Annotated in this window: 19 protein-coding genes; 7 read left to right on the forward strand and 12 right to left on the reverse strand. The window is 67.9% G+C overall.

The window, feature by feature from the left end:
• The first annotated feature begins 76 nt into the window (after positions 1-76).
• Complete coding sequence (locus tag MFF55_RS08005; protein ID WP_238243555.1) at positions 77-1,204, forward strand: acyltransferase family protein; 1,128 nt, start codon at positions 77-79, stop codon at positions 1,202-1,204.
• Here the strand turns inward: MFF55_RS08005 and MFF55_RS08010 are convergent.
• The 3 genes from MFF55_RS08010 to MFF55_RS08020 form a co-directional block, all read right to left on the reverse strand.
• A complete protein-coding gene (locus MFF55_RS08010) occupies positions 1,197-2,054 on the reverse strand; it encodes an SDR family oxidoreductase (protein ID WP_238243556.1) in 858 nt (285 codons plus the stop codon). The two genes, MFF55_RS08005 and MFF55_RS08010, sit on opposite strands and share 8 nt — an antisense overlap.
• Positions 2,051-3,196, reverse strand: a complete 1,146-nt coding sequence (gene queG, locus MFF55_RS08015; protein WP_283206712.1) for a tRNA epoxyqueuosine(34) reductase QueG — start codon at positions 3,194-3,196, stop codon at positions 2,051-2,053. The genes MFF55_RS08010 and queG overlap by 4 nt, the downstream gene beginning before the upstream one ends.
• A 446-nt stretch (positions 3,197-3,642) precedes the next feature.
• Entirely contained in the window at positions 3,643-4,335 is a 693-nt protein-coding gene (locus MFF55_RS08020) for a glutathione S-transferase family protein (protein WP_238243557.1), read from the reverse strand.
• Positions 4,336-4,548: 213 nt separating this feature from the next.
• On the opposite strand from MFF55_RS08020, the gene MFF55_RS08025 reads away from it, so the two are divergent.
• From MFF55_RS08025 to MFF55_RS08040, 4 genes are all read left to right on the forward strand, one after another.
• A complete protein-coding gene (locus tag MFF55_RS08025; protein ID WP_238243597.1) occupies positions 4,549-5,352 on the forward strand; it encodes an undecaprenyl-diphosphate phosphatase in 804 nt (267 codons plus the stop codon).
• A gap of 120 nt (positions 5,353-5,472) precedes the next feature.
• Positions 5,473-7,302, forward strand: coding sequence for a methylmalonyl-CoA mutase family protein (locus MFF55_RS08030; RefSeq protein WP_238243558.1), 1,830 nt, complete (start codon positions 5,473-5,475; stop codon positions 7,300-7,302).
• Positions 7,303-7,361: 59 nt separating this feature from the next.
• Positions 7,362-7,751, forward strand: a complete 390-nt coding sequence (locus MFF55_RS08035; RefSeq protein WP_238243559.1) for a hypothetical protein — start codon at positions 7,362-7,364, stop codon at positions 7,749-7,751.
• Between the two features lie 148 nt (positions 7,752-7,899).
• Positions 7,900-8,328, forward strand: a complete 429-nt coding sequence (locus MFF55_RS08040) for a hypothetical protein (RefSeq protein WP_373874748.1) — start codon at positions 7,900-7,902, stop codon at positions 8,326-8,328.
• Between the two features lie 498 nt (positions 8,329-8,826).
• On the opposite strand, the gene MFF55_RS08045 is transcribed toward MFF55_RS08040, so the two are convergent.
• From MFF55_RS08045 to lepA, 3 genes are all read right to left on the reverse strand, one after another.
• Positions 8,827-9,249 carry a hypothetical protein gene (locus MFF55_RS08045; protein ID WP_238243560.1) on the reverse strand — a complete coding sequence of 141 codons (423 nt, stop codon included), beginning with the start codon at positions 9,247-9,249 and terminating at the stop codon, positions 8,827-8,829.
• Positions 9,250-9,398: 149 nt separating this feature from the next.
• Positions 9,399-10,019 (reverse strand): AAA family ATPase, encoded by a 621-nt coding sequence (locus MFF55_RS08050; RefSeq protein WP_238243561.1) that lies wholly within the window; start codon positions 10,017-10,019, stop codon positions 9,399-9,401.
• A 155-nt stretch (positions 10,020-10,174) separates the two neighbouring features.
• Positions 10,175-11,980 (reverse strand): translation elongation factor 4, encoded by a 1,806-nt coding sequence (gene lepA, locus MFF55_RS08055; protein ID WP_238243562.1) that lies wholly within the window; start codon positions 11,978-11,980, stop codon positions 10,175-10,177.
• A gap of 262 nt (positions 11,981-12,242) precedes the next feature.
• Between lepA and MFF55_RS08060 the strand changes: the two genes are divergently transcribed.
• Both MFF55_RS08060 and MFF55_RS08065 read left to right on the forward strand, forming a co-directional pair.
• Positions 12,243-13,157: a metallophosphoesterase gene (locus MFF55_RS08060; protein WP_238243563.1), complete on the forward strand. Its 915-nt coding sequence runs from the start codon at positions 12,243-12,245 to the stop codon at positions 13,155-13,157.
• Positions 13,158-13,276: 119 nt separating this feature from the next.
• The gene (locus tag MFF55_RS08065) at positions 13,277-14,338 is read left to right on the forward strand and encodes a right-handed parallel beta-helix repeat-containing protein (RefSeq protein WP_238243564.1); all 1,062 of its coding nucleotides are present in this window, start codon (positions 13,277-13,279) and stop codon (positions 14,336-14,338) included.
• Between the two features lie 11 nt (positions 14,339-14,349).
• On the opposite strand, the gene MFF55_RS26755 is transcribed toward MFF55_RS08065, so the two are convergent.
• From MFF55_RS26755 to MFF55_RS08090, 6 genes are all read right to left on the reverse strand, one after another.
• A complete protein-coding gene (locus tag MFF55_RS26755; protein WP_283206711.1) occupies positions 14,350-14,481 on the reverse strand; it encodes a hypothetical protein in 132 nt (43 codons plus the stop codon).
• Positions 14,482-14,621: 140 nt separating this feature from the next.
• Positions 14,622-16,154: an acyl-CoA carboxylase subunit beta gene (locus MFF55_RS08070; protein WP_238243565.1), complete on the reverse strand. Its 1,533-nt coding sequence runs from the start codon at positions 16,152-16,154 to the stop codon at positions 14,622-14,624.
• A 110-nt stretch (positions 16,155-16,264) separates the two neighbouring features.
• Positions 16,265-16,816: a chlorite dismutase family protein gene (locus MFF55_RS08075; protein WP_238243566.1), complete on the reverse strand. Its 552-nt coding sequence runs from the start codon at positions 16,814-16,816 to the stop codon at positions 16,265-16,267.
• A 64-nt stretch (positions 16,817-16,880) separates the two neighbouring features.
• On the reverse strand, positions 16,881-17,690 hold the full coding sequence (locus MFF55_RS08080) for an ATP12 family chaperone protein (protein ID WP_238243567.1): 810 nt from the start codon (positions 17,688-17,690) through the stop codon (positions 16,881-16,883).
• 56 nt (positions 17,691-17,746) lie between these two features.
• Entirely contained in the window at positions 17,747-18,415 is a 669-nt protein-coding gene (locus MFF55_RS08085) for an HAD-IA family hydrolase (RefSeq protein ID WP_238243568.1), read from the reverse strand.
• Positions 18,416-18,437: 22 nt separating this feature from the next.
• Positions 18,438-18,827: a hypothetical protein gene (locus tag MFF55_RS08090; protein ID WP_238243569.1), complete on the reverse strand. Its 390-nt coding sequence runs from the start codon at positions 18,825-18,827 to the stop codon at positions 18,438-18,440.
• Positions 18,828-18,852 lie beyond the last annotated feature (25 nt).

Here is an 18,852-nt window from a genome sequence, read left to right on the forward strand (position 1 = left end):
ACGCCCCAATGTGCGGGCATCGCGACGGCTCGCACAGGGTCCCGATCGTCGGTCCCGGCGAGTCGGGGACGCTCAGGTGCGCGGCTATCGTTACGAGGCGCTGGACGGCGTGCGCGGCCTCGCGGCGCAGGTGGTGCTCGTCAGCCATGCCCTGGGAATGGCCTTTCCGCACCTGGAGGGGTTTGCCGCCGGCGCCACGGAGTGGGTCGGCCGCCTCGCCGTCATGGTGTTCTTCTCGCTCAGCGGCTTCGTCATCGCCACGAGCCTGACCCGGCTCATCGCCGCCGACCGCCGGCGCTTCCTGCTGCCCTACGCCGTGCATCGGATCGCGCGGATCTGGCCGCCGCTGATCCTGGCCATCGTCATCACCTTCGCGGTCGGCGCGATCGGTCATGCCGGGCTGCCGCTGCTGACCCGCACGGGCGAGCCCTACCGGCTCGACGTCATCGCGTTCCTGCGCGGCATCACGCTCACGTTCGGACCGGGCGACGCCACCTTCGTGATCGACCGGGCGCTCTGGTCCCTGCGCCAGGAGGTCTACCTCTACGGCGTGGCCGCCTTCGCGGCGCTCGCGATCGTCGGACGCGGCGGCTGGCGGATTCTCGGCGCCTTGGCGGTCCTCGCGCTCGTCGCGGTGACCGCCAACCGCTTCTTCTACCTGCAATCGCTTGCTCTCTTCACGGCGGGCGCGGGCGCGGCGCTGTTCGGGGGCGATTCGCGGCTGCGTGCCCTCGCCGGTTCCAGGCTGCTCTGGCCGGCCACGATCCTCGCCCTGCTCGTTCCGCTCGCCTTCGCGGGCGCGCCGGGCTTCATCGATGCCCAGAGCGAGCACCCGGCCTTCCTCGCCTATCAGGCCGCGCTGGGGCTGCCCTTCGCCCTCTGCCTGCTTCGCCTCGCCACGCGGGAGGGCGCCGACGCGCGGGTCTTCGAGGGCCTGAGCGGCACGGCCGCGTTTTCCTACACGCTCTACGTCATCCACGTGCCCGTGATGACCCTCATCTTCTCCCTGCGCGCCTACATGGAATGGGCGCCGGGGCTCGGTGGAACCCTCGCGACCTTCGCCATCGCCCTCGCACTGACGGAAGCGCTCTCCTTCGGCGCAGCCCTCGTCGTCGAGCGGCCGCGCTTCTTCCGGGCCGTGCTGTTCCGTGCGTTGAGCCTGGCAGGCCTGTGGCGCTCGGCGCCGGCGGCGGCGACTACCTGACGGCGTCGCCCACGAGCGCGGCGAGCCCCTCCCGATAGGTCGGGTGGGCGAGTGCGACCCCGAGTTCCTCGCGGATGAGCCGGTTCCGCACGCGCTTGTTCTCCCCGTAGAAGCTGCGCGCCATCGGGCTCAGATCCGCGGTCTCGAAATCGACCTCGGGCGGGAGTGGCAGCCCGGCAAGCCGTGCGGCGTGCTCGGTGACGACCTGGGGCGGCGCCGGCTCGTCGTCGGTGACGTTGTAGACCGCGCCCGGACGGGGCTTGGCGATCGAGGCCGCGAGCGTCGCGGCGATGTCGTCCACGTGGATGCGGTTGAAGACCTGATCGCGCTTGACGATGCGTTGCGCCTTGCCCTCTCGCAGCTTCACGAAGGGATTGCGGCCGGGTCCGTAGATCCCGGAGAGCCGAAAGATCTGGACGGCCTTGCCCGTCTCCCGTCCGAGAGCCAGCCAATCGTTCTCGACCGCGAGCCGCACCCGCGAGCGCTCGCTGCCCGGCGTGGCCTCAGTCCCCTCGTCGATCCAGGCCCCGCCATGGTCGCCGTAGACGCCGATCGTCGAGAGATAGCCGATCCAGGCGACGGGACTGTCGGCGATCGCGGCCCGATAGCGACGGAGCACGGTGTCGCCCGCGCGCTCTGGCGGTGCCGAGACGAGGAGCACGTCGGTCGCGGCAAGGTCCTCACTGATGCGGGAATCGTCGGTTTCGGGACCGAAGGCCCGAATCTCGACACCGGGCGGCGACGGTCGCGCCGGATCGGTGACGGTGGCGCAAACCCGACCGAAGCGCGCGCGCTCCCGCTCCACGAAGCGCCGCGCCGAGAAGCCGAGACCGAAGACGAACAGGTTCATGGGGTCGCGATCTCCGGGTGGGCGAGCGATGCGGAGTCCAGGGCCGCGCGCCACTCGGCGGCGACATGCGCGTCGGCCTCGCCCGTAGCATGGGCTTCGAACAGGTTTCGTAGGCTGTGCAGGTCGAGGAGCCGGCTCGCCGCCCACACCGCCATGCCGCGCACCAGCGGCGACGTATCGGCCAGGCAGCGGACCGCCTCGTGGGCGAGGTCCGGCCGGCCGGAATTCCCGATCGCGATGAGGACGTTGCGCAGGAATCGGTCGCGGCCGGTGCGCTTGATCGGCGTGCCCGCGAAGCGCGCACGGAAGGCGGGCTCATCCAGGCTCGCGAGTTCCGCCAGCGGCGGCGCGTCGAGGTCGGCCCGCGCCGCGAGACGCCCCTCGCCTGCCACGACCGCGAATTTGTTCCAGGGGCAGACCGCCAGGCAATCGTCGCAGCCGAACACCCGGTTGCCGATGGCCTCCCGGAACTCCGCCGGGATCGCCCCTGCATGCTCGATCGTCAGGTAGGAGATGCAGCGGCGCGCATCGAGCTGGTAGGGCGCGGGAAAGGCGCTCGTCGGGCAGATGTCCAGGCAGCGGCGGCAGGAGCCGCAATGGTCGGTCTCCGGCGCATCGGATTCGAGATCGGCCGAGGTGTAGATCGCGCCCAGCAGCAGCCAATTTCCGAGGTCGCGGGAGATGAGCACCGTGTGCTTGCCCTGCCAGCCGAGACCGGAAGCGGCCGCGAGCGGCTTCTCCATGACGGGCGCCGTGTCGACGAAGACCTTCACCCGGACGTCGCCCTTGGCGGAGAGGTAGCCGCCGAGCTCCTTCAGCTTGCCCTTGATCACCTCGTGATAATCACGCCGCTGCGCGTAGGCCGCGATCGCGGCGCGGTCGCGCCGCTCGATCAGCGCGAGCGGGTCGGTCTCCGGCCCGTAGTTCATGCCGAGCATGACGACGCTGCGGACCTGCGGCCACAGCGCCCCCGGATCGGCGCGCTGATCGGCGCGATCGGCCATCCAATCCATGTCGCCGTGATGCGCAGCGGCGAGCCATTCCGGCAGGCGCTCCCGGAGCTCGGGTACGGCGTCGGGACGGGTCACGCGGATCGCGTCGAAGCCGAGATGCCGGGCGCGGGCCTCGACGGCGCGGCGCAGATCGGGCCCAGCCAGGATCTTTCGGGGTGGTCGCCGGTGCTTCGGCGGCCTTCCGAAACTTCCGATCCGCTCGTTGGGAGCGCGCAGGTGCTCCCTCTCCTTGAGGGCAGGCGGATTGCTGGTGCAAGCTCCGTACGGCGTCGACTTTTTGGCAGGACCCAGCGATCCAGCGGGGCAAGCGCCCTCCGCCGCCCTCAGCTCCGCCACCTTTGTCATCCCGGGGCGCCGCAGGCGAGCCCGGGACCCAGAACCACAGGTCGGGGTCCAGTTTGCATCGTCCGCGGCTCTGGGTTCCGGGCTCTGCTGCGCAGCCCCGGAATGACAAGCGGAGTTGGTGTAAGAAGGCTGATCATGGACGGGCGACTTCATCTACGATCGCCCCCGTCCGTCTCCCGTCGAGGAGAGGGGACCCGCGCCCCTCCGGCGGACCATGGGCGTGCAGTCCGTCAGAAATCGAGGTCCGCGTAGTGATCGGCCGGCGCCATGCCCGGCACTCGGTCCCCCAGGAGCGCGCGGAAGGACGGGCGCGACTTCACCCGCGCGTACCAGTCCTTCGCCGTCTCGTCCTCGTCCCATGGCACGTCGCCGAGATAATCCACGCAGCTCAAGTGAGCGGCGGCCGCCAGATCGGCATAGGTCAGATCGTCGCCCGCGAGCCATTTGCGATGGCCCATCAGGTAGCCGATGTACTTGAGGTGATAGCGCACATTGGCCCGCGCTGCGCGGATCGCGTTCATGTCGGGCGGGCCGCCGCCGACCGCGCTCGTCATGAAGCGCTTGGAGATTTTCTCCGTGACGAGGTAGCCCGTCACCTCCGAATCGAACTTGACGAGGAACCAGTCGAGCAGCCGCCGGACCTCGACCCGGGCGGTCGTTCCGTTGGGGAGGAGGCGCCGCCCGTTAAGGCCGAGCCCGCGGGTCTCGTCGAGATATTCCGCGATGATGCCGGCGCCGGGCACGGCGAGACCGGTCTGCTCGACGAGGACGGGCGTCGTCCCGGCCGGGTTGATGAGCAGGAAGGCGTCGCGACGCTCCCAGGGACGTTCCTCCACGAGAGCCGGCTCCATGCCCATCTCGGCCAGGACGAGGCGCACGAAGCGGGAATGCGGGCAGAAGGGGGAATGATGCAGCGTCGCCATCGAGGCCGTTTCAGACGGGTTCGGATCGGATGGGGAACGAGCCGTGTCGAGGCCCCTCGGAGATGGTCGGCCGGCAGGTTTATTGCTCGATCGTTGCCGCCTCATTAACACGTGCGACCTAGGGCGGTAACCGCCCGTCAACCCTGATCGACGAACGCCGGCCCCCGGCCGTCCCCGTTCCTGCGCAACACCGATCCTCGAGGCGATGAGATGATGGATGCGCTCAGCATCACGAAGGCGGTCGTGCTCGGCCTCGTCGAGGGCGCGACGGAATTCATCCCCGTCTCCTCGACCGGCCACCAGCTCCTCGTCGGCCATTTCATCGGCTTCAAGTCGCCCAACAACACTTTCGAGGTGCTGATCCAGCTCGGCGCGATCCTCGCCATCCTCAGCGTCTATTTCGGCCGGCTCTGGGGCGTCGCCCGGGCCCTGCCGAACGATCCCCGCGCCCGGCGCTTCGTGGCCGGCATCCTGATCGCCTTCCTGCCCGCGGCGATCATCGGCGGCATCTTCTCGAAGGACATCAAGTTCTACCTCTTCAACCCTTGGGTCGTCTGCGCGACGCTCATCGCCGGCGGCCTCGTCCTCCTCGTCCTCGACGACACCGAGCTCGAGGTGAAGAAGCGCGACGTCTTCGACTTCACCCTGCCGATGGACCTCAAGATCGGCCTGTTCCAGTGCGTCGCGATGATTCCGGGCGTGTCGCGCTCGGGCGCCACGATCGTCGGCGCGATGCTGATGGGCGCCGACAAGCGCTCGGCCACCGAGTTCTCGTTCTATCTCGCGATCCCCACCATGGCCGGGGCCTTCGCCAAGGACCTGCTCGACAATTACAAGAACCTCTCGAAGGACGATGCCGGCCTCATCTTCATCGGCTTCGTGGTGGCCTTCGTGTCGGCGCTCGTCGTGGTGCGCACGGTGCTCGACTACGTCTCGGCCCACGGGTTCCGGCTGTTCGCCTGGTGGCGCATCATCGTCGGGTCGCTCGGCGTCGCGGGCCTGATCATCTTCGGCTGAGGCGCGGCCCTGGGGCTTGCCGCCCGGGGCGATTGCCTCCGCCAGCGCGGTCGTGCAAGGGCTGTCTGGGAACGCGCCCGGCCACGCTCGGCCGGCCGCGATGATGCCAAGGCCAGACGTATGGAAGACCGCCCCTTCGCCGACCTCTTCCCGGCTCCGACCCGTGAGCGCTGGCTCGGCCTCGTCGAGGGCGTCCTAAAGGGTGCGGATTTCGAGACGCGCCTGGTCTCGAAGACGGCCGACGGCATCCGCATCGAGCCGCTCTACGACCCGGCCGAGCCCGTCGCCCAGCCGATGCGGGCCTCCGGCCCCTGGCGGGTAGCGCAGCGCGTCGATCACCCCGAGGCTCGGGCCGCCAACGGCCTCGCGCTCTCCGACCTCGAGGGGGGCGCGGACGCGCTCACCCTCGTCTTCGCGGGTGCGCCGGCCGCTCGCGGCTTCGGCCTGCCCCTTGGTGGTGTCGAGGCGCTGGACGCCGCCTTGTCCGGCGTGATGCTGCCCCTCATCGCCACGCGCCTCGACGCGGGCCCCGAGGGGATCGCGGCCGCGCGTCTCCTCAAGGCGCTTGTCGAGCGCCGGGGTGAGACTTTCGGCGCGCTCGACCTCGACCTCGGCGTTGATCCCATCGGCGCGCTGGCCGCGGGCGCTGGCGCCGAGCCATCCAGCGAAGAGCTCCCGGGCCTGCTCGCCGAACTCGAGGCCTCGGGCTTCACAGGCCGCCTCTGCCTGGCGGATGGGCGCCCCTACCACGAGGCCGGTGCGAGCGAGGCGGCGGAGCTCGCCGCGGTGCTCGCCACGGCCGTGGCCTACCTGCGCATGCTGGAGGCCGGCGGGCACGATCTGGAACGGGCCCGAGATGCGATCGGCGTGCTCCTCGTGGCCGATGCCGACGAGTTCCTGACCATCGCCAAGTTCCGCGCCATGCGCCGGCTCTGGGCGCAGGTCGAGGCGGCCTGTGGCCTCGCGCCGAAACCCCTTCGGCTGCACGCCGAGACCGCCTGGCGGATGATGACCCGCCGCGACCCCTTCGTGAACATCCTGCGCGCCACGATGGCCGCGGGCTCGGCGGGGCTGGGCGGCGCCGACGTCGTCACCGCTCTCCCCTACACGCTGGCGCTGGGCCTGCCCGACGCCTTCGCCCGGCGCGTGGTGCGCAACAGCCAGATCGTGCTGATCGAGGAATCGAACCTCGCCCGTGTCGCCGATCCCGCGGCCGGCGCCGGTGCGTTCGAGGCGCTGACGCAGAACCTGGTGGAGGCGGCCTGGGACGCCTTCCAGGCGATCGAGCGGGAGGGCGGCATCGTCGCCAGCCTGCGGCAGGGCAGGATTCAGGCTCGGATCGCCGAGACCCGCGCGGTGCGGGCGCGGAACGTGGCGACCCGTCGCGAGGCGCTGACCGGAGCGAGCGAGTTCCCGTTCCTCGCCGAGAAGCCCGTGGCCGTGCTCGACGTCGCCGCCGCGCCGCGGTCTCCAAGCAGCGATGGAGTCCTGCCCTCGCACCGCCTCGCGGAGCCCTACGAGGCCCTGCGCGATGCCTCCGACGCCTACCTCGCGAGGACGGGCAGGCGGCCCGCATTGTTCCTAGCCAATCTCGGCACCGTCGCGGTCTTCAATGCGCGGGCGACCTTCGCCGCCAACGCCTTCGCGGCCGGCGGGATCGAGGCGCTGGACAACGAGGGCTTCTCGGACCCGGATGCGCTCGCCGCCGCCTTCAGGGCCTCCGGTGCATCGATCGCCTGCCTGTGTTCGTCGGACGCCGTCTACGCAACGCAAGGCGTCGCCGCCGCCGAGGCGCTTCGCGGTGCGGGCGCCACGACGATCTACCTGGCGGGCAAGCCGGCCGACCTCATGGACGCGCTGCGCGCGGCGGGCGTCGACGCCTTCCTCCATGCCGGCTGCGACCTTCTCGCCCTGCTCGGCGAGGCGCTTGGGCGGGCGACCGAGGCTTGACCGGGCAACCGATGGGGATGTGGCGAGTTTCCCGGTTCGTTCGAGACAACGGGACAAGCATGCAACGGATCATCGTGAAACTCATCCTGCCCGCCGCGGCGCTCCTCGTTGCCGCGACGCCGGCGCTCGCGGCCAAGAAGAGCGTGAAGGTGCCCAACCGCTACGACGGCAACTGGAGCATCGAGGTCCTCACCGAGGACGGACCCTGCGACCGGGCCTATCGCTACGGCGTCCGGGTCGAGCGGGGGCAGGCGAGCTATGCCGGGGGCGAGTTCACTGTGAGCGGGCAGGTCTCTCCGAAGGGCGCGGTGCGCGCCGTCATCGCGCGGGGCTCGGACCGCGCCAACGTCGTCGGCCGTCTCGGCAGGCAGGGCGTCGGCAACGGCACCTGGAGCACGACGGGGCCGATCGGCTGCAGCGGGCGCTGGAACGCCGAACGCCGGGGCTGAGAGCGGCGCCTCGCCCTCGCTGTGGTCCGTCGACCACATCGGGCGCGGAATGTTCTGCGGCGCAACATCCGGCAACGTTCAGCCCTGTTCCCGACGAAATCGTGGGTGAATACTCAGCCCGAATCCGGCTCGGTTCGAGGCACCCCCCATGAAGGCCGTCCTGTTGAGCACCGTCCTAGTTGTCGCGGTCCTCGGACCCGCGTTCGGTGCCGCGACGCGCACGCCGGGTTCTCCGCACGCGGTGATGGCGCCTCTCGAGAAGGCGGCGACCGATTGCTTCGCCGAGACTGTCGTCGCCAACCCGGGCGCCATGGCCCACGCCCGTGCCGGCCGCTGGTATCAGGCCGCCGGCGTGATCGGCTTCCTGTGCCGTCCGGAGGTCGACGCGATGATCCGCGCGCACGACCGCATCTACGGGCGCGGAACTGGCGACCGCTACTTCAAGAACGCCTATGCCCGGCACCTCGACCGGGAACTGGCCGGTCGCCTGCAGCCGATGCTCGAGCGCAAGGCCTACGCGAATGCCGAGCCTGTCGAAAAGGTGCCTGCCGCATCGGCCGAGACGCCGATCGAATAGCGGGACGTCGGCGTGATCGACGGCATCGCGGTCCGAGTTCTGAAAACGGTTAAGCTTATCTCTTGCGACTTGATCCGGATTGCTTTCGCGCGACGACGGAACGCACTGCTCCATGCCCGGTGCCCGACCGGGCCGGTCCGCACTGACGCGCGTTGTCTTTGGACAGCAACCGCGATCCCGTGATCAAACGTTTGCGCGGAACGAAATGCCCACGTCGCCCTAATCCGCGAGCAGGCAGCGTCGCTCGCCCATTGCCGGAAGATCGTTCGGCGTACGTCCAAAACCGCGCGGATCGGCATCTGGGAATGCATGCTGCCGGAAGAGACGCTGACCTGGACGTATGTCGTCTACGATCTGCTCGATCTCCCGCGCGGCGCGCTTCTGGACCGCAACCGGATCTCGAATGCTACACCGCGACGTCGCCGGCGGCGCTGCACGATGCTTTTGTCCACGTGCGAGTTTAAATGAGTATAATAAATTAGCTTTTAAATGTTGGAGTCATACAACTTGAGATACAGATGCGCCTTTCGAGAGTGAGTCCCTCTGCCATCTAAGGAAGAAAAGAAGAAAAGGGTCACTTATTATGAGGGCATCATCATGCCACTCGATTGGCTCGGCGTGAGATAAATCCTTTTTTGCGATGGCAGACATATGACCGCAGGAGGAGGTTATCTCGTTCTTTTGCGGTAATTCGCCATCGACTAACAAATCACGGAGACTTGATCTCAAGTCATCGTATTCGGTTCTCACCTTAGGTCCAGCGTAGGCAGCAGCCAGCATGATCGCTTGATAAATATCAACGCTACCACCGTGCCGCAATTTTCGCGGCTTACGATCGGTGCGAGTCTGAGGTCCACGCTTTAAGCGATCGTATGTGGGAAAGCCACTATTTTTGGCCACATCCTCAAGTATCGGATCCATATTTACATTGATTAGCTCTCTGGCCTCTATTTGAAAGCCTCTTATGCCATTGAGAATACAAATTCGAGAGCATATGTCCTGCACTAAGAGTGGGTTGAGAAAAGACTCGTCACAAATCCTTTGGATAACACTGTTTCTAACAGTGACATTTAAGGCTGGAAAGCCGCTTGAGGAATCACTTTGAGTTCGTCCAATGTCCATTGTGCAATCTCAAGATGTACAAAACGGCCTTGCATTTCCTGTTGAACGGCCAGAGGATCAAACGCGCGATGAGGGACCGCAATAATGATAATGTTTAATCCATCAAATATCGAAGACTTTAAAGAATTTACTATGTGCGCCTGTACCTCTTTGTGGACAAAGTGAAAATTGTCGATGACGAGAGAAACTTCATCTGCAATGAGTTTCTTCAGCGTGCGTGCTTTATGATCTGCGGTATACGGCCGAATTGAAGTGCTCGATGAAGTAAGTGACCCGCCAGTTCCTGCATTACCTCCCAGCTTGCCTACCCCTGGAAAGTTTAATTCAGCCGACAAACCCGTTTTTAAGTCTTTGGTTGATGCTGTTGACATTGTTTCTGAAATCGACGGCGGTGCGTAATCCGAACCGGTAATCTGATCCCAAAAGTCTTTCTCTTCTCTTATTCGTCCCCCCTCAACCCATACGGACTTTTCGTCTTCTAAGACTTTCCTACAAAGAACAGTTTTTCCTGACTTTGTCGGGCCAGTAACTGTGATGATTCCATCGCCGCGCGCTAGTGCGTCTTCCAATCTATTCTCAAGATTTAAGTGCTCTCTTGAAACATATGTTACCGAAGGGATCCCCCTGGCGTGAAAACTTGCTTAAGCTTTAGGTGTTGCTCCTCGCTCATAAACCACCTCTAAAGCCGTATTACCTCAAAAAATATCCGGGCATGATTTGAAAATCAATCGTCCATCTTCAGCGCCGCGATGAACGCCTCCTGCGGGATTTCCACCTTCCCGAACTGGCGCATCTTCTTCTTGCCCTCCTTCTGCTTGTCGAGGAGCTTGCGCTTGCGGGAGATGTCGCCGCCGTAGCACTTGGCCGTCACGTCCTTGGACAGGGCCTTGATGGTCTCGCGGGCGATGATCTTGCCGCCCAACGCCGCCTGGACCGGGATCTGGAAGAGGTGGCGCGGGATCAGGTCCTTCAGCTTCTCGCACATGGCCCGGCCGCGGCTCTCGGCTCGGGAGCGGTGGACCAGCATCGAGAGGGCGTCGACGGGCTCGGCGTTGACGAGGATCGACATCTTGACGAGGTCGCCCTCGCGGTAGTCAGAGAGATGGTAGTCGAAGGAGGCGTAGCCCTTCGAGATCGACTTCAGACGGTCGTAGAAGTCGAACACGACCTCGTTGAGCGGCAGCTCGTAGACCACCATCGCGCGCTTGCCGACGTAGTTGAGATCGACCTGGGAGCCGCGCCGGTCCTGGCAGAGCTTGAGCACGCCGCCGAGATACTCGTCGGGCGTCAGGATGGTCGCGCGGATCCAGGGCTCCTCGATCGCCGAGATCTTCATCACGTCCGGCATGTCGGCCGGGTTGTGCAGCTCCTTCACGCTGCCGTCCGTCATGGCGAGGCGATAGATCACGGAGGGCGCCGTAGAGATCAGGTCGAGGTTGAACTCGCGCTCCAGGCGTTCCTGGATGATCTCGAGATGCAGGAGGCCGAGGAAGCCGCAGCGGAAGCCGAAGCCCAGCGCCGCACTGGTCTCCATCTCGTAGGAGAAGCTCGCGTCGTTGAGCCGAAGCTTGCTCATGGCGCTGCGCAGGTTCTCGAACTCGGCGGCATCGACGGGGAAGAGCCCGCAGAACACCACGGCCTGCACGTCCTTGAAGCCCGGCAGCATCTGGGCGGTCGGGCGCTTGTCCTCGGTGATGGTGTCGCCGACGCGGGTGTCGGCGACCTCCTTGATCGATCCCGTGAAGAAGCCGACCTCGCCAGGGCCGAGCTCGCCGATGTCGGACATCTTGGGACGGAACACGCCGATGCGATCGACGCCGTGGGCCGCGTCGGCCCGCATCATGCGGATCGTCATGCCCTTCTTGAGAACGCCGTCGACCACGCGCACCAGCACGACGACGCCGAGATAGACGTCGTACCAGCTGTCGACGAGGAGCGCCTTGAGCGGCGCGCTGCGGTCGCCCTTGGGCGGCGGCAGGCGTGTGACGATCGCCTCCAGCACCGCCTCGATGTTGAGGCCGGTCTTGGCCGAGATCGGCACGGCGTCCGAGGCGTCGATGCCGATGACCTCCTCGATCTGCTCCTTGACCCGGTCGGGCTCGGCCGCGGGCAGGTCGATCTTGTTGAGGACGGGCACGATCTCGTGGTTGGCGTCGAGCGCCTGGTAGACGTTGGCGAGCGTCTGCGCCTCGACGCCCTGCGAGGCGTCAACGACGAGGAGCGAGCCCTCGCAGGCGGCGAGCGAGCGCGACACCTCGTAGGCAAAGTCCACATGGCCGGGCGTGTCCATCAGGTTCAGGACGTAGTCCTTGCCGTCCTCCGCGCGGTATTCGAGCCGCACGGTCTGCGCCTTGATGGTGATGCCGCGCTCCTTCTCGATGTCCATCGAGTCGAGCATCTGCTCGCTCATGTCGCGCAGGGCCACGGTGCCGGTGGTCTGGATCAGCCGGTCGGCGAGCGTCGACTTGCCGTGGTCGATATGGGCGACGATCGAGAAGTTGCGGATGTTGTCGATGGGGGACGTGGTCATCGGGCGGCTGATCTCCGGCGCGGTCGCGGTCCGTCGCGGCGAACGGACCCGGCGCACGGTTTCATGTCGGGGAACTGGTGGCCGCAGATAGCAGCGCTACCGGGTTAGGCCAAGCGCAGGGGACCGGCGACGCCGCGACGCGGGTCGACGATTCCCGTAGGGCTTCATCAATCCTTCGCCCGCTAGGCTCGACCGCGGGGCATCGATGTTTCGCCACCCTCCGCCAGGAGGGCGCGACCGTTCCCATCGAGGTTTTCGAGACATGCTGATCCTGCCGAGCCGACGGCAGTTCCTGGCCGGGTTCGCGGGGATGACGCTGGCGGGCGCATCGACCGGCGCCTACGCCTTCGGCATCGAGCCGCGCTTTCGGCTCGTCGTGACCCGCTACGCGCCCGTGCTGCCGAACTGGACGCCGGGCCTGTCGCTCCGCGTCGCGGTTCTCGCGGACTTCCACGCCGGCGAGCCGTGCATGCCCCTCGACCGCGTCGCCGAGATCGTGGATGCGACGAACGCGCTCCGGCCCGACCTGATCCTACTCCTCGGAGACTATCCCGCCGGGTGGCGGGTGGTGACCCGCCGGGTGCCGCTCCCCGCCTTCGCACGGGTCATCGAGGGCCTGAAGGCGCCGCTCGGAATCCACGCCATCCTCGGGAACCATGATTGGTGGGAGGATCATGCGGCGCTGGCCGCGCGCAGCGGCCCGGTGGAGGCCCGGCGCGCGCTGGAAGCACGCGGCATCCCGGTGATGGAGAACGATGCGGTACGCCTCGTGAAGGACGGACATCCCTTCTGGCTCGCCGGCATCGGAGATCAGGAGCCCTTCGCCATCGTCGGGGATCACCGCACCTACGCCGACCTGCCCGGCACGGTGGCGCGCGTCACCGACGGCGCGCCGGTCATCCTCATGGTTCACGAGCCCGACATCTTCACCGAGGTGCCCGCCCGCGTCGCCCTCACGCTGGCCGGCCACACCCATGGTGGCCAGGTGCGCCTGTTCGGGCATTCGCCCGTGGTGCCCTCGATCTACGGCCAGCGCTTCGCCTACGGGCATGTCGTGGAGGAGGGGCGCCATCTGATCGTGTCGGGCGGTCTCGGCGTCAGCCGCCTGCCCGTCCGCTTCGGCGTGCCGCCCGAGATCGTGCTGCTCGAACTCGGCGAGTCTCCGGCCGCCTCGTGAGGCAGGCGACCTTCATCCGCAACGGTTCGCGGCGAGCTCCCATCGCAGAGCCCGCTTCATGGAAAGGCCGCACTTCGCCCTGAACCACCGTCGCCACCACGTGCAATGGGATCGGGACGATGGATGCGCCGAACAGGGCCGGTGCCAGCCCGAAGGGACTGCCGGCGAGGCCCGGGAGGGCCACGGGTCGCGCCGCGCCGGGGATCGCGGCCTCCGCCATCGTGGTGCTCTGCCTCTCCGGGGGCCAGCCGGCCCTCGCGGCCTCCTGCGACGCGGCGGCCCGTGCGCGCCTCCTGGCGCCGCCGAGCGCGGACGACGATAGCGTCGCGCTCGGCTGCAGCCTGCGCCTCGAGCCGGGCGACCATGTGCGACGCCGCGTGATCATCGAAGGCTCGCGCGCCTCCGGGATCGAGCTGAACTGCAACGGCGCCACGATCGGCGAGTCCGGCCCGCCGCCGCGCTTCCCCTACATCCTCGTCGAGATCCGCTCCATCGCCTCCGGGGCGGGGCGGTGGGAGCGGCCGGCGAACGTGACGCTGCGCAACTGCACGATCCAGGGCCAGGTTCGCGTCTGGGGCATGGGGGTGAACGGCCAGGGCGAGGCGGTGCGCCGATCCTCCCGCGCGGCGGGCCACACGGAGCGGGCGCAGCAAGCCGCACCGAAGGGGGTGAGCCTCCTCGATTCCCGGCTCGTCGCGACGGGACAGATCCCGCTCTACCTGGGTCCGGGGGTCACCGGCTTCACGCTGCGCAACTCGGAGGTCTCGGGCACCTCGCCCTCCGTCGGCCTCTACCTGGACGCCGAGAGCGCCGACAACGTGATCGAGGGAAACACCTTCGATGTCGCGACCGGCCGCGAGGTCGTCGCCGTGGACGGATCGGCCCGCAACACCATCCGCGGCAACGCGATCACCTACGGCTCGCGCGGCGGCATCCACCTCTACCGGAACTGCGGCGAGGGCGGCACGGTTCGCCACCAGACGCCGTCCGACAACGTGATCACCGGCAACCGCTTCCGCGCGAACGGCATTCTGCGGCCCGACCCGGTCAATGTCGGGTCGCGGGGCGGCTGGGACTGGACCATGAACTGCGCGGCCGATGCGGGCTACCCGTTCGGCAGCAGCGCGGACGACGGCGACAACGCGACCGGCAACGTCGTAGAGGGCAACCGCGTGGAGTAAGGAGGCTGCGGCTACTTCTTGCGCGCTGCCTTCACCGCCGTGCTGACCATGTCCTTCGTCGAGGGCGCCGAGGCGTTCGTTTTCACGACGGGCTTCTTCGGCTTCTTGGCCTCGCGGCTCCCACGTTTGTTCTCGGTCGCCATGGTCCTGTCCTCGTCCTGAAGACGCGCATCATGGCACGCCGCGCCGAAAGCGCGGCATGGAAAGTTCTTGGCGGTCGGCGAAGGGGCGCGCCCCGCCGGTGGCGCGACCCTTCACCTGTCATTCGAAGCCCGGCCCGTCCTCAGAGCGGGATGTTGTCGTGCTTCTTCCAGGGCTGCTCCATCTCCTTGGTGCGCAGCATGCCGAGCGCCCGGGCGATGCGCTTGCGGGTCGAGTGGGGCATGATCACCTCGTCGATGTAGCCGCGCTCCGCCGCGACGAAGGGCGAGAGGAACCGGTCCTCGTACTCCGCCGTGCGCCCGGCGATCTTCTCCGCATCCCCGATCTCGCTGCGGAAAATGATCTCGACGGCTCCCTTCGCGCCCATCACGGCGATCTGGGCGGTGGGCCAGGCGTAGTTCAGGTCGGCGCCGACATGCTTCGAGGCCATGACGTCGTAGGCGCCGCCGAAGGCTTTGCGCGTGATGATGGTGACGAGCGGCACCGTCGCCTGGCTGTAGGCGAAGAGCAGCTTCGCCCCGTGCTTGATGAGGCCGCCATATTCCTGGGCCGTTCCCGGCAGGAAGCCAGGCACGTCGACGAAGGTGACGATCGGGATCGCGAAGGCGTCGCAGAAGCGGACGAAACGGGCGGCCTTGCGGGAGGCGTCGGAATCGAGCACGCCGGCCAGCACCATCGGCTGGTTCGCGACGAAGCCGACGGTGCGGCCCTCGATGCGGCCGAACCCGGTCATGATGTTGCGGGCGTAGGTGGCCTGGATCTCGAAGAAATCGCCCTCGTCGACGACCCGGCGGATCAATTCACCCATGTCGTAGGGCTTGTTCGGGTTGTCGGGGATGAGGGTGTCGAGGCTCATGTCGAGCCGGTTCACGTCGTCGAAGCTCTCGATCTCCGGCACGCCCTCGATGTTGTTGGCCGGCAGGAAGTCCATCAGGCGGCGGATCTGCAGGATCGCCTCGACGTCGTTCTCGAAGGAGCCGTCGGCGATCGAGGACTTGGTGGTGTGGACCTTGGCGCCGCCGAGCTCCTCCGCCGTCACGACCTCGTTGGTGACGGTCTTCACGACGTCGGGACCGGTCACGAACATGTAGCTCGTGTCGCGGACCATGAAGATGAAGTCGGTCATGGCCGGCGAGTAGACGTCGCCGCCGGCGCAAGGACCCATGATGACGGAGATCTGCGGGATGACGCCCGAGGCCGCGACGTTGCGCTTGAAGACCTCGCCGTAGCCGCCGAGCGCCGCCACGCCCTCCTGGATGCGGGCGCCGCCGGCATCGAAGATGCCGATGATCGGCGCGCGCATCTTCAGCGCCATGTCCTGCACCTTGACGATCTTCTGGGCGTGCGCCTCCGAGAGCGAGCCGCCGAACACTGTGAAGTCCTTCGAGAACAGGAAGACCGTGCGGCCGTTGATCGTGCCCCAGCCGGTGACGACGCCGTCGCCGGGGATCTTCTGCTTCTCCATCCCGAAATCGGAGGAGCGGTGCTGCACGAACATATCGAATTCCTCGAACGACCCGTGGTCGAGGAGGAGTTCGATGCGCTCGCGGGCCGTCAGCTTGCCGCGCTTGTGCTGCGCCACCACGCGGTTCTCGCCGCCGCCGAGGCGCGCCTGGGCGCGCCGCTCCTCGAGCTTCTCGAGAATGTCCTTCATGCTGATCGGGCCTCGACGCTGGAGCGATGCCGCCGAAGGGGTTTAGGCTTGGCGGTAGGGGTCGAAAAGCGCCTTAGCACGCGCGCCGGGACGCGAAAACGATTTTGAGATCACGCGGCCCGCGCCAGCCGGATGTCGACCTCGCGGTCGACGTAGTCCCATTCCCGGGTGGCCCTGAGCCGATCCACCAAGGCGTCGAAGGCCGGCGCGTCCTCCGGCGCGTATTCGAACCAGGTCAGGAAATCGAAGGGCTCGCCGAGGTCGCGGCCGTGGTGGAGGCGCCGCGCGATGGCGGGCAGGTAATCGAGGCCGATTGCGGTATGGTGCGAGGTCTCCTCGAAGATCGCGCGCCGCTCGTCCTGCGCCAGGCCCCACCAGGCCGCGTTCTTGCGGATCGGGATCAGGGCCGCGAGGGTGGCCTGCGGTCGGGCGAGACCCTGCTGGACGGCCCGTAGCGCCTCCCCTTCCGCCTTGGTCGCGTAGCGGATGTTGCTGATGAGGCCGCGCAAGACCCAGGCCGGCGAGAGGATCGCCGCGTCGCGCGGCTCCTCGACCATGTCGAGGCTCTCGACGGTAGGAAGACCTTCGCCCCGGACGGTTCGGCTCCCGAGGACCCGCCATGCGCCGCCGCGGCCTCCGGCGAAGGCAAAGATATCGACCATCCTTCGCAGCCCCCGGCACCCAACTCCCGTGTTCGGCTTGCACTTCGCGTGCCGGCCGGCCGGGTCACGATGCTGTGGAGCCGGAGCGTGCGATGATCCGCGCGGCGGCCTCGAACTCCGTCCATCGCCCCGCCATCCGCGCCTCGGCCTCCTCGTCCGAGCCCCAGACCCCGGCCTGGTAGGTCTCGTCGACATGCGCGGCGGCCCAGGCCTCCTCGGGATTCAACCGTCCGTGGAGGACGGCGAGCGCAATGAGCAGCGAACCGGTGAGAGTCGTCATGGTGTGCAGGGCGGCGAGCCGGAATGGGTCCTCGACCGCCGCGACCGCGCCCTCGAGTGCGTGGACCGTGGCCTCCGGCTGCGTGACGTGCATCACGCCCTCGCTGAGGATGAAGCGCGCGCCGAGCGCCTCGTGCGCCCAGTCGAGGATCGGGTCCCAGGCCTTGGCCTGCGCCGCGACGAGCCGTTCCGGCGTTCCCGCCCGGTAGGCGACGAGGTCCGTGCCGGCATAGGCGGAGAGGTCCGCGACCACCGCCTCGCGCCGGTCCGCGACGCCGTCGATGGCGGTGTTGGCGAGGCGCGTCAGCGGCATCGCGGCCGGATCGATGAACTCGGCCTGCGCCCCCCATTCCGCCGCGACCGCTTCGCCGAGATCCCGGGTCGGCAGGATCAGGGGTTTGCGCGCCGGCGTGTTGGCGCCGCGCCCATCGAGGGCGAGGCGAAAGCCGCCCTCCACCTCGATGAGGCCGGCCTGCTTGTAGAAGCGCTTCGGCAGGGCCGGCCGGCCCTGGTTGCGGACCGAAGCGAGGGGATCAGCGGGTTTCGAGGCCTCGGAGGAGTCGCCGAGGAACGGGTTGTTCGGGTCTTCGCTCATGCCGCAGGAGATAGCGCATCGGTGCCGCCGCCGCGATGTGCGGTTCGGTCGCCCGCTCAGTCGGCTTCGGGAGCCGTTGGTCGCGAGAAGAGATCTCTGAGGGCGGCAGCCGATTCGACCACAGTGACCGCGCCCGCCCCGAACAGGGCCCCGGGCGGATGATAGCCCCAGCCGACGCCGATCGCCGCCGCGCCCGCGCTCACCGCCATGGCCATGTCGTAGGTGGTGTCCCCCACCATCACCGTGGTGTCCGGCCGCGCGCCCGCTTCCGTCATGGCCTGGCGCAGCATGGTCGGGTCCGGCTTGGAGGGCGCGTCGTCGGCGGTCTGCGTGGTGGCGAACCAATCCTCCCAGCCATGTGTCGCGATCAAGCGGTCGACGCCGCGGCGCGACTTGCCGGTGGCGATGCCGAGCCGCAGGTCGCCCCGCTCGCGCAGGCGCCTCAGGAGATCGCCCATGCCGGGAAACAGGGGCTCCTCGTAGTAGGGATCGAGCCGAAGCGTGTTGAAGGCGCGCTTGTAGCTCTCGGCGAGGCTCTCGACCGGGCCGTCCTCGCCGACCAGTCGCCGGAAGGCCTGCGGCAGCGACAGGCCGACCACCGAGAGCGCCTCGGCGCGGTTCGGCGCGGCCAGCCCGTGCTCGGCGAAGGCCGCTCCTTGAGCCGCGACGATGAGGTGCTGGCTGTCGACGAGGGTGCCGTCGACGTCGAAGACGACGAGCTTCATGGCGTGTGCCGGTGGGGCCGCCTCACGGCTGCCGGGCCGGCGGGTTCTGGGCCGATGCCGGCTGGGCCGCGCGCGGCCGCTCGTAGCCGAGCCTGCAGCGGATCAGGAACCGGCGCCGGACGCCGCCCCGGAGCCCGCGCGCCTGGGATTGGCGATTGCAGCTCGCGTAGCTGCGCCGACGGCCCGGTCCCCGGAAGGCCGTGCCCAGACGAGGCGAAGGCGCCGCCTGCGGAGCCGCCGGTGCGGGCTTCGCGGCCGCGGGCTGCGCTTGCTGGGCGGGTGGCGGCGCCTGCGGCGGAGTGGGCTGGGGCGTCTGCGCGGCCGCGATCGGCGCCAGGGCCAGCACGAAGAGGCCGAGGAGCATGGCGCGGGCAGGTGCGGCCGGGATCGTGATCGGATGCCTGCGACGCATCGTTGCTCCAGGGCGAAGGCCGAGC

The organism is Methylobacterium iners (assembly GCF_022179305.1).
GTDB classification, from domain to species: domain Bacteria; phylum Pseudomonadota; class Alphaproteobacteria; order Rhizobiales; family Beijerinckiaceae; genus Methylobacterium; species Methylobacterium iners.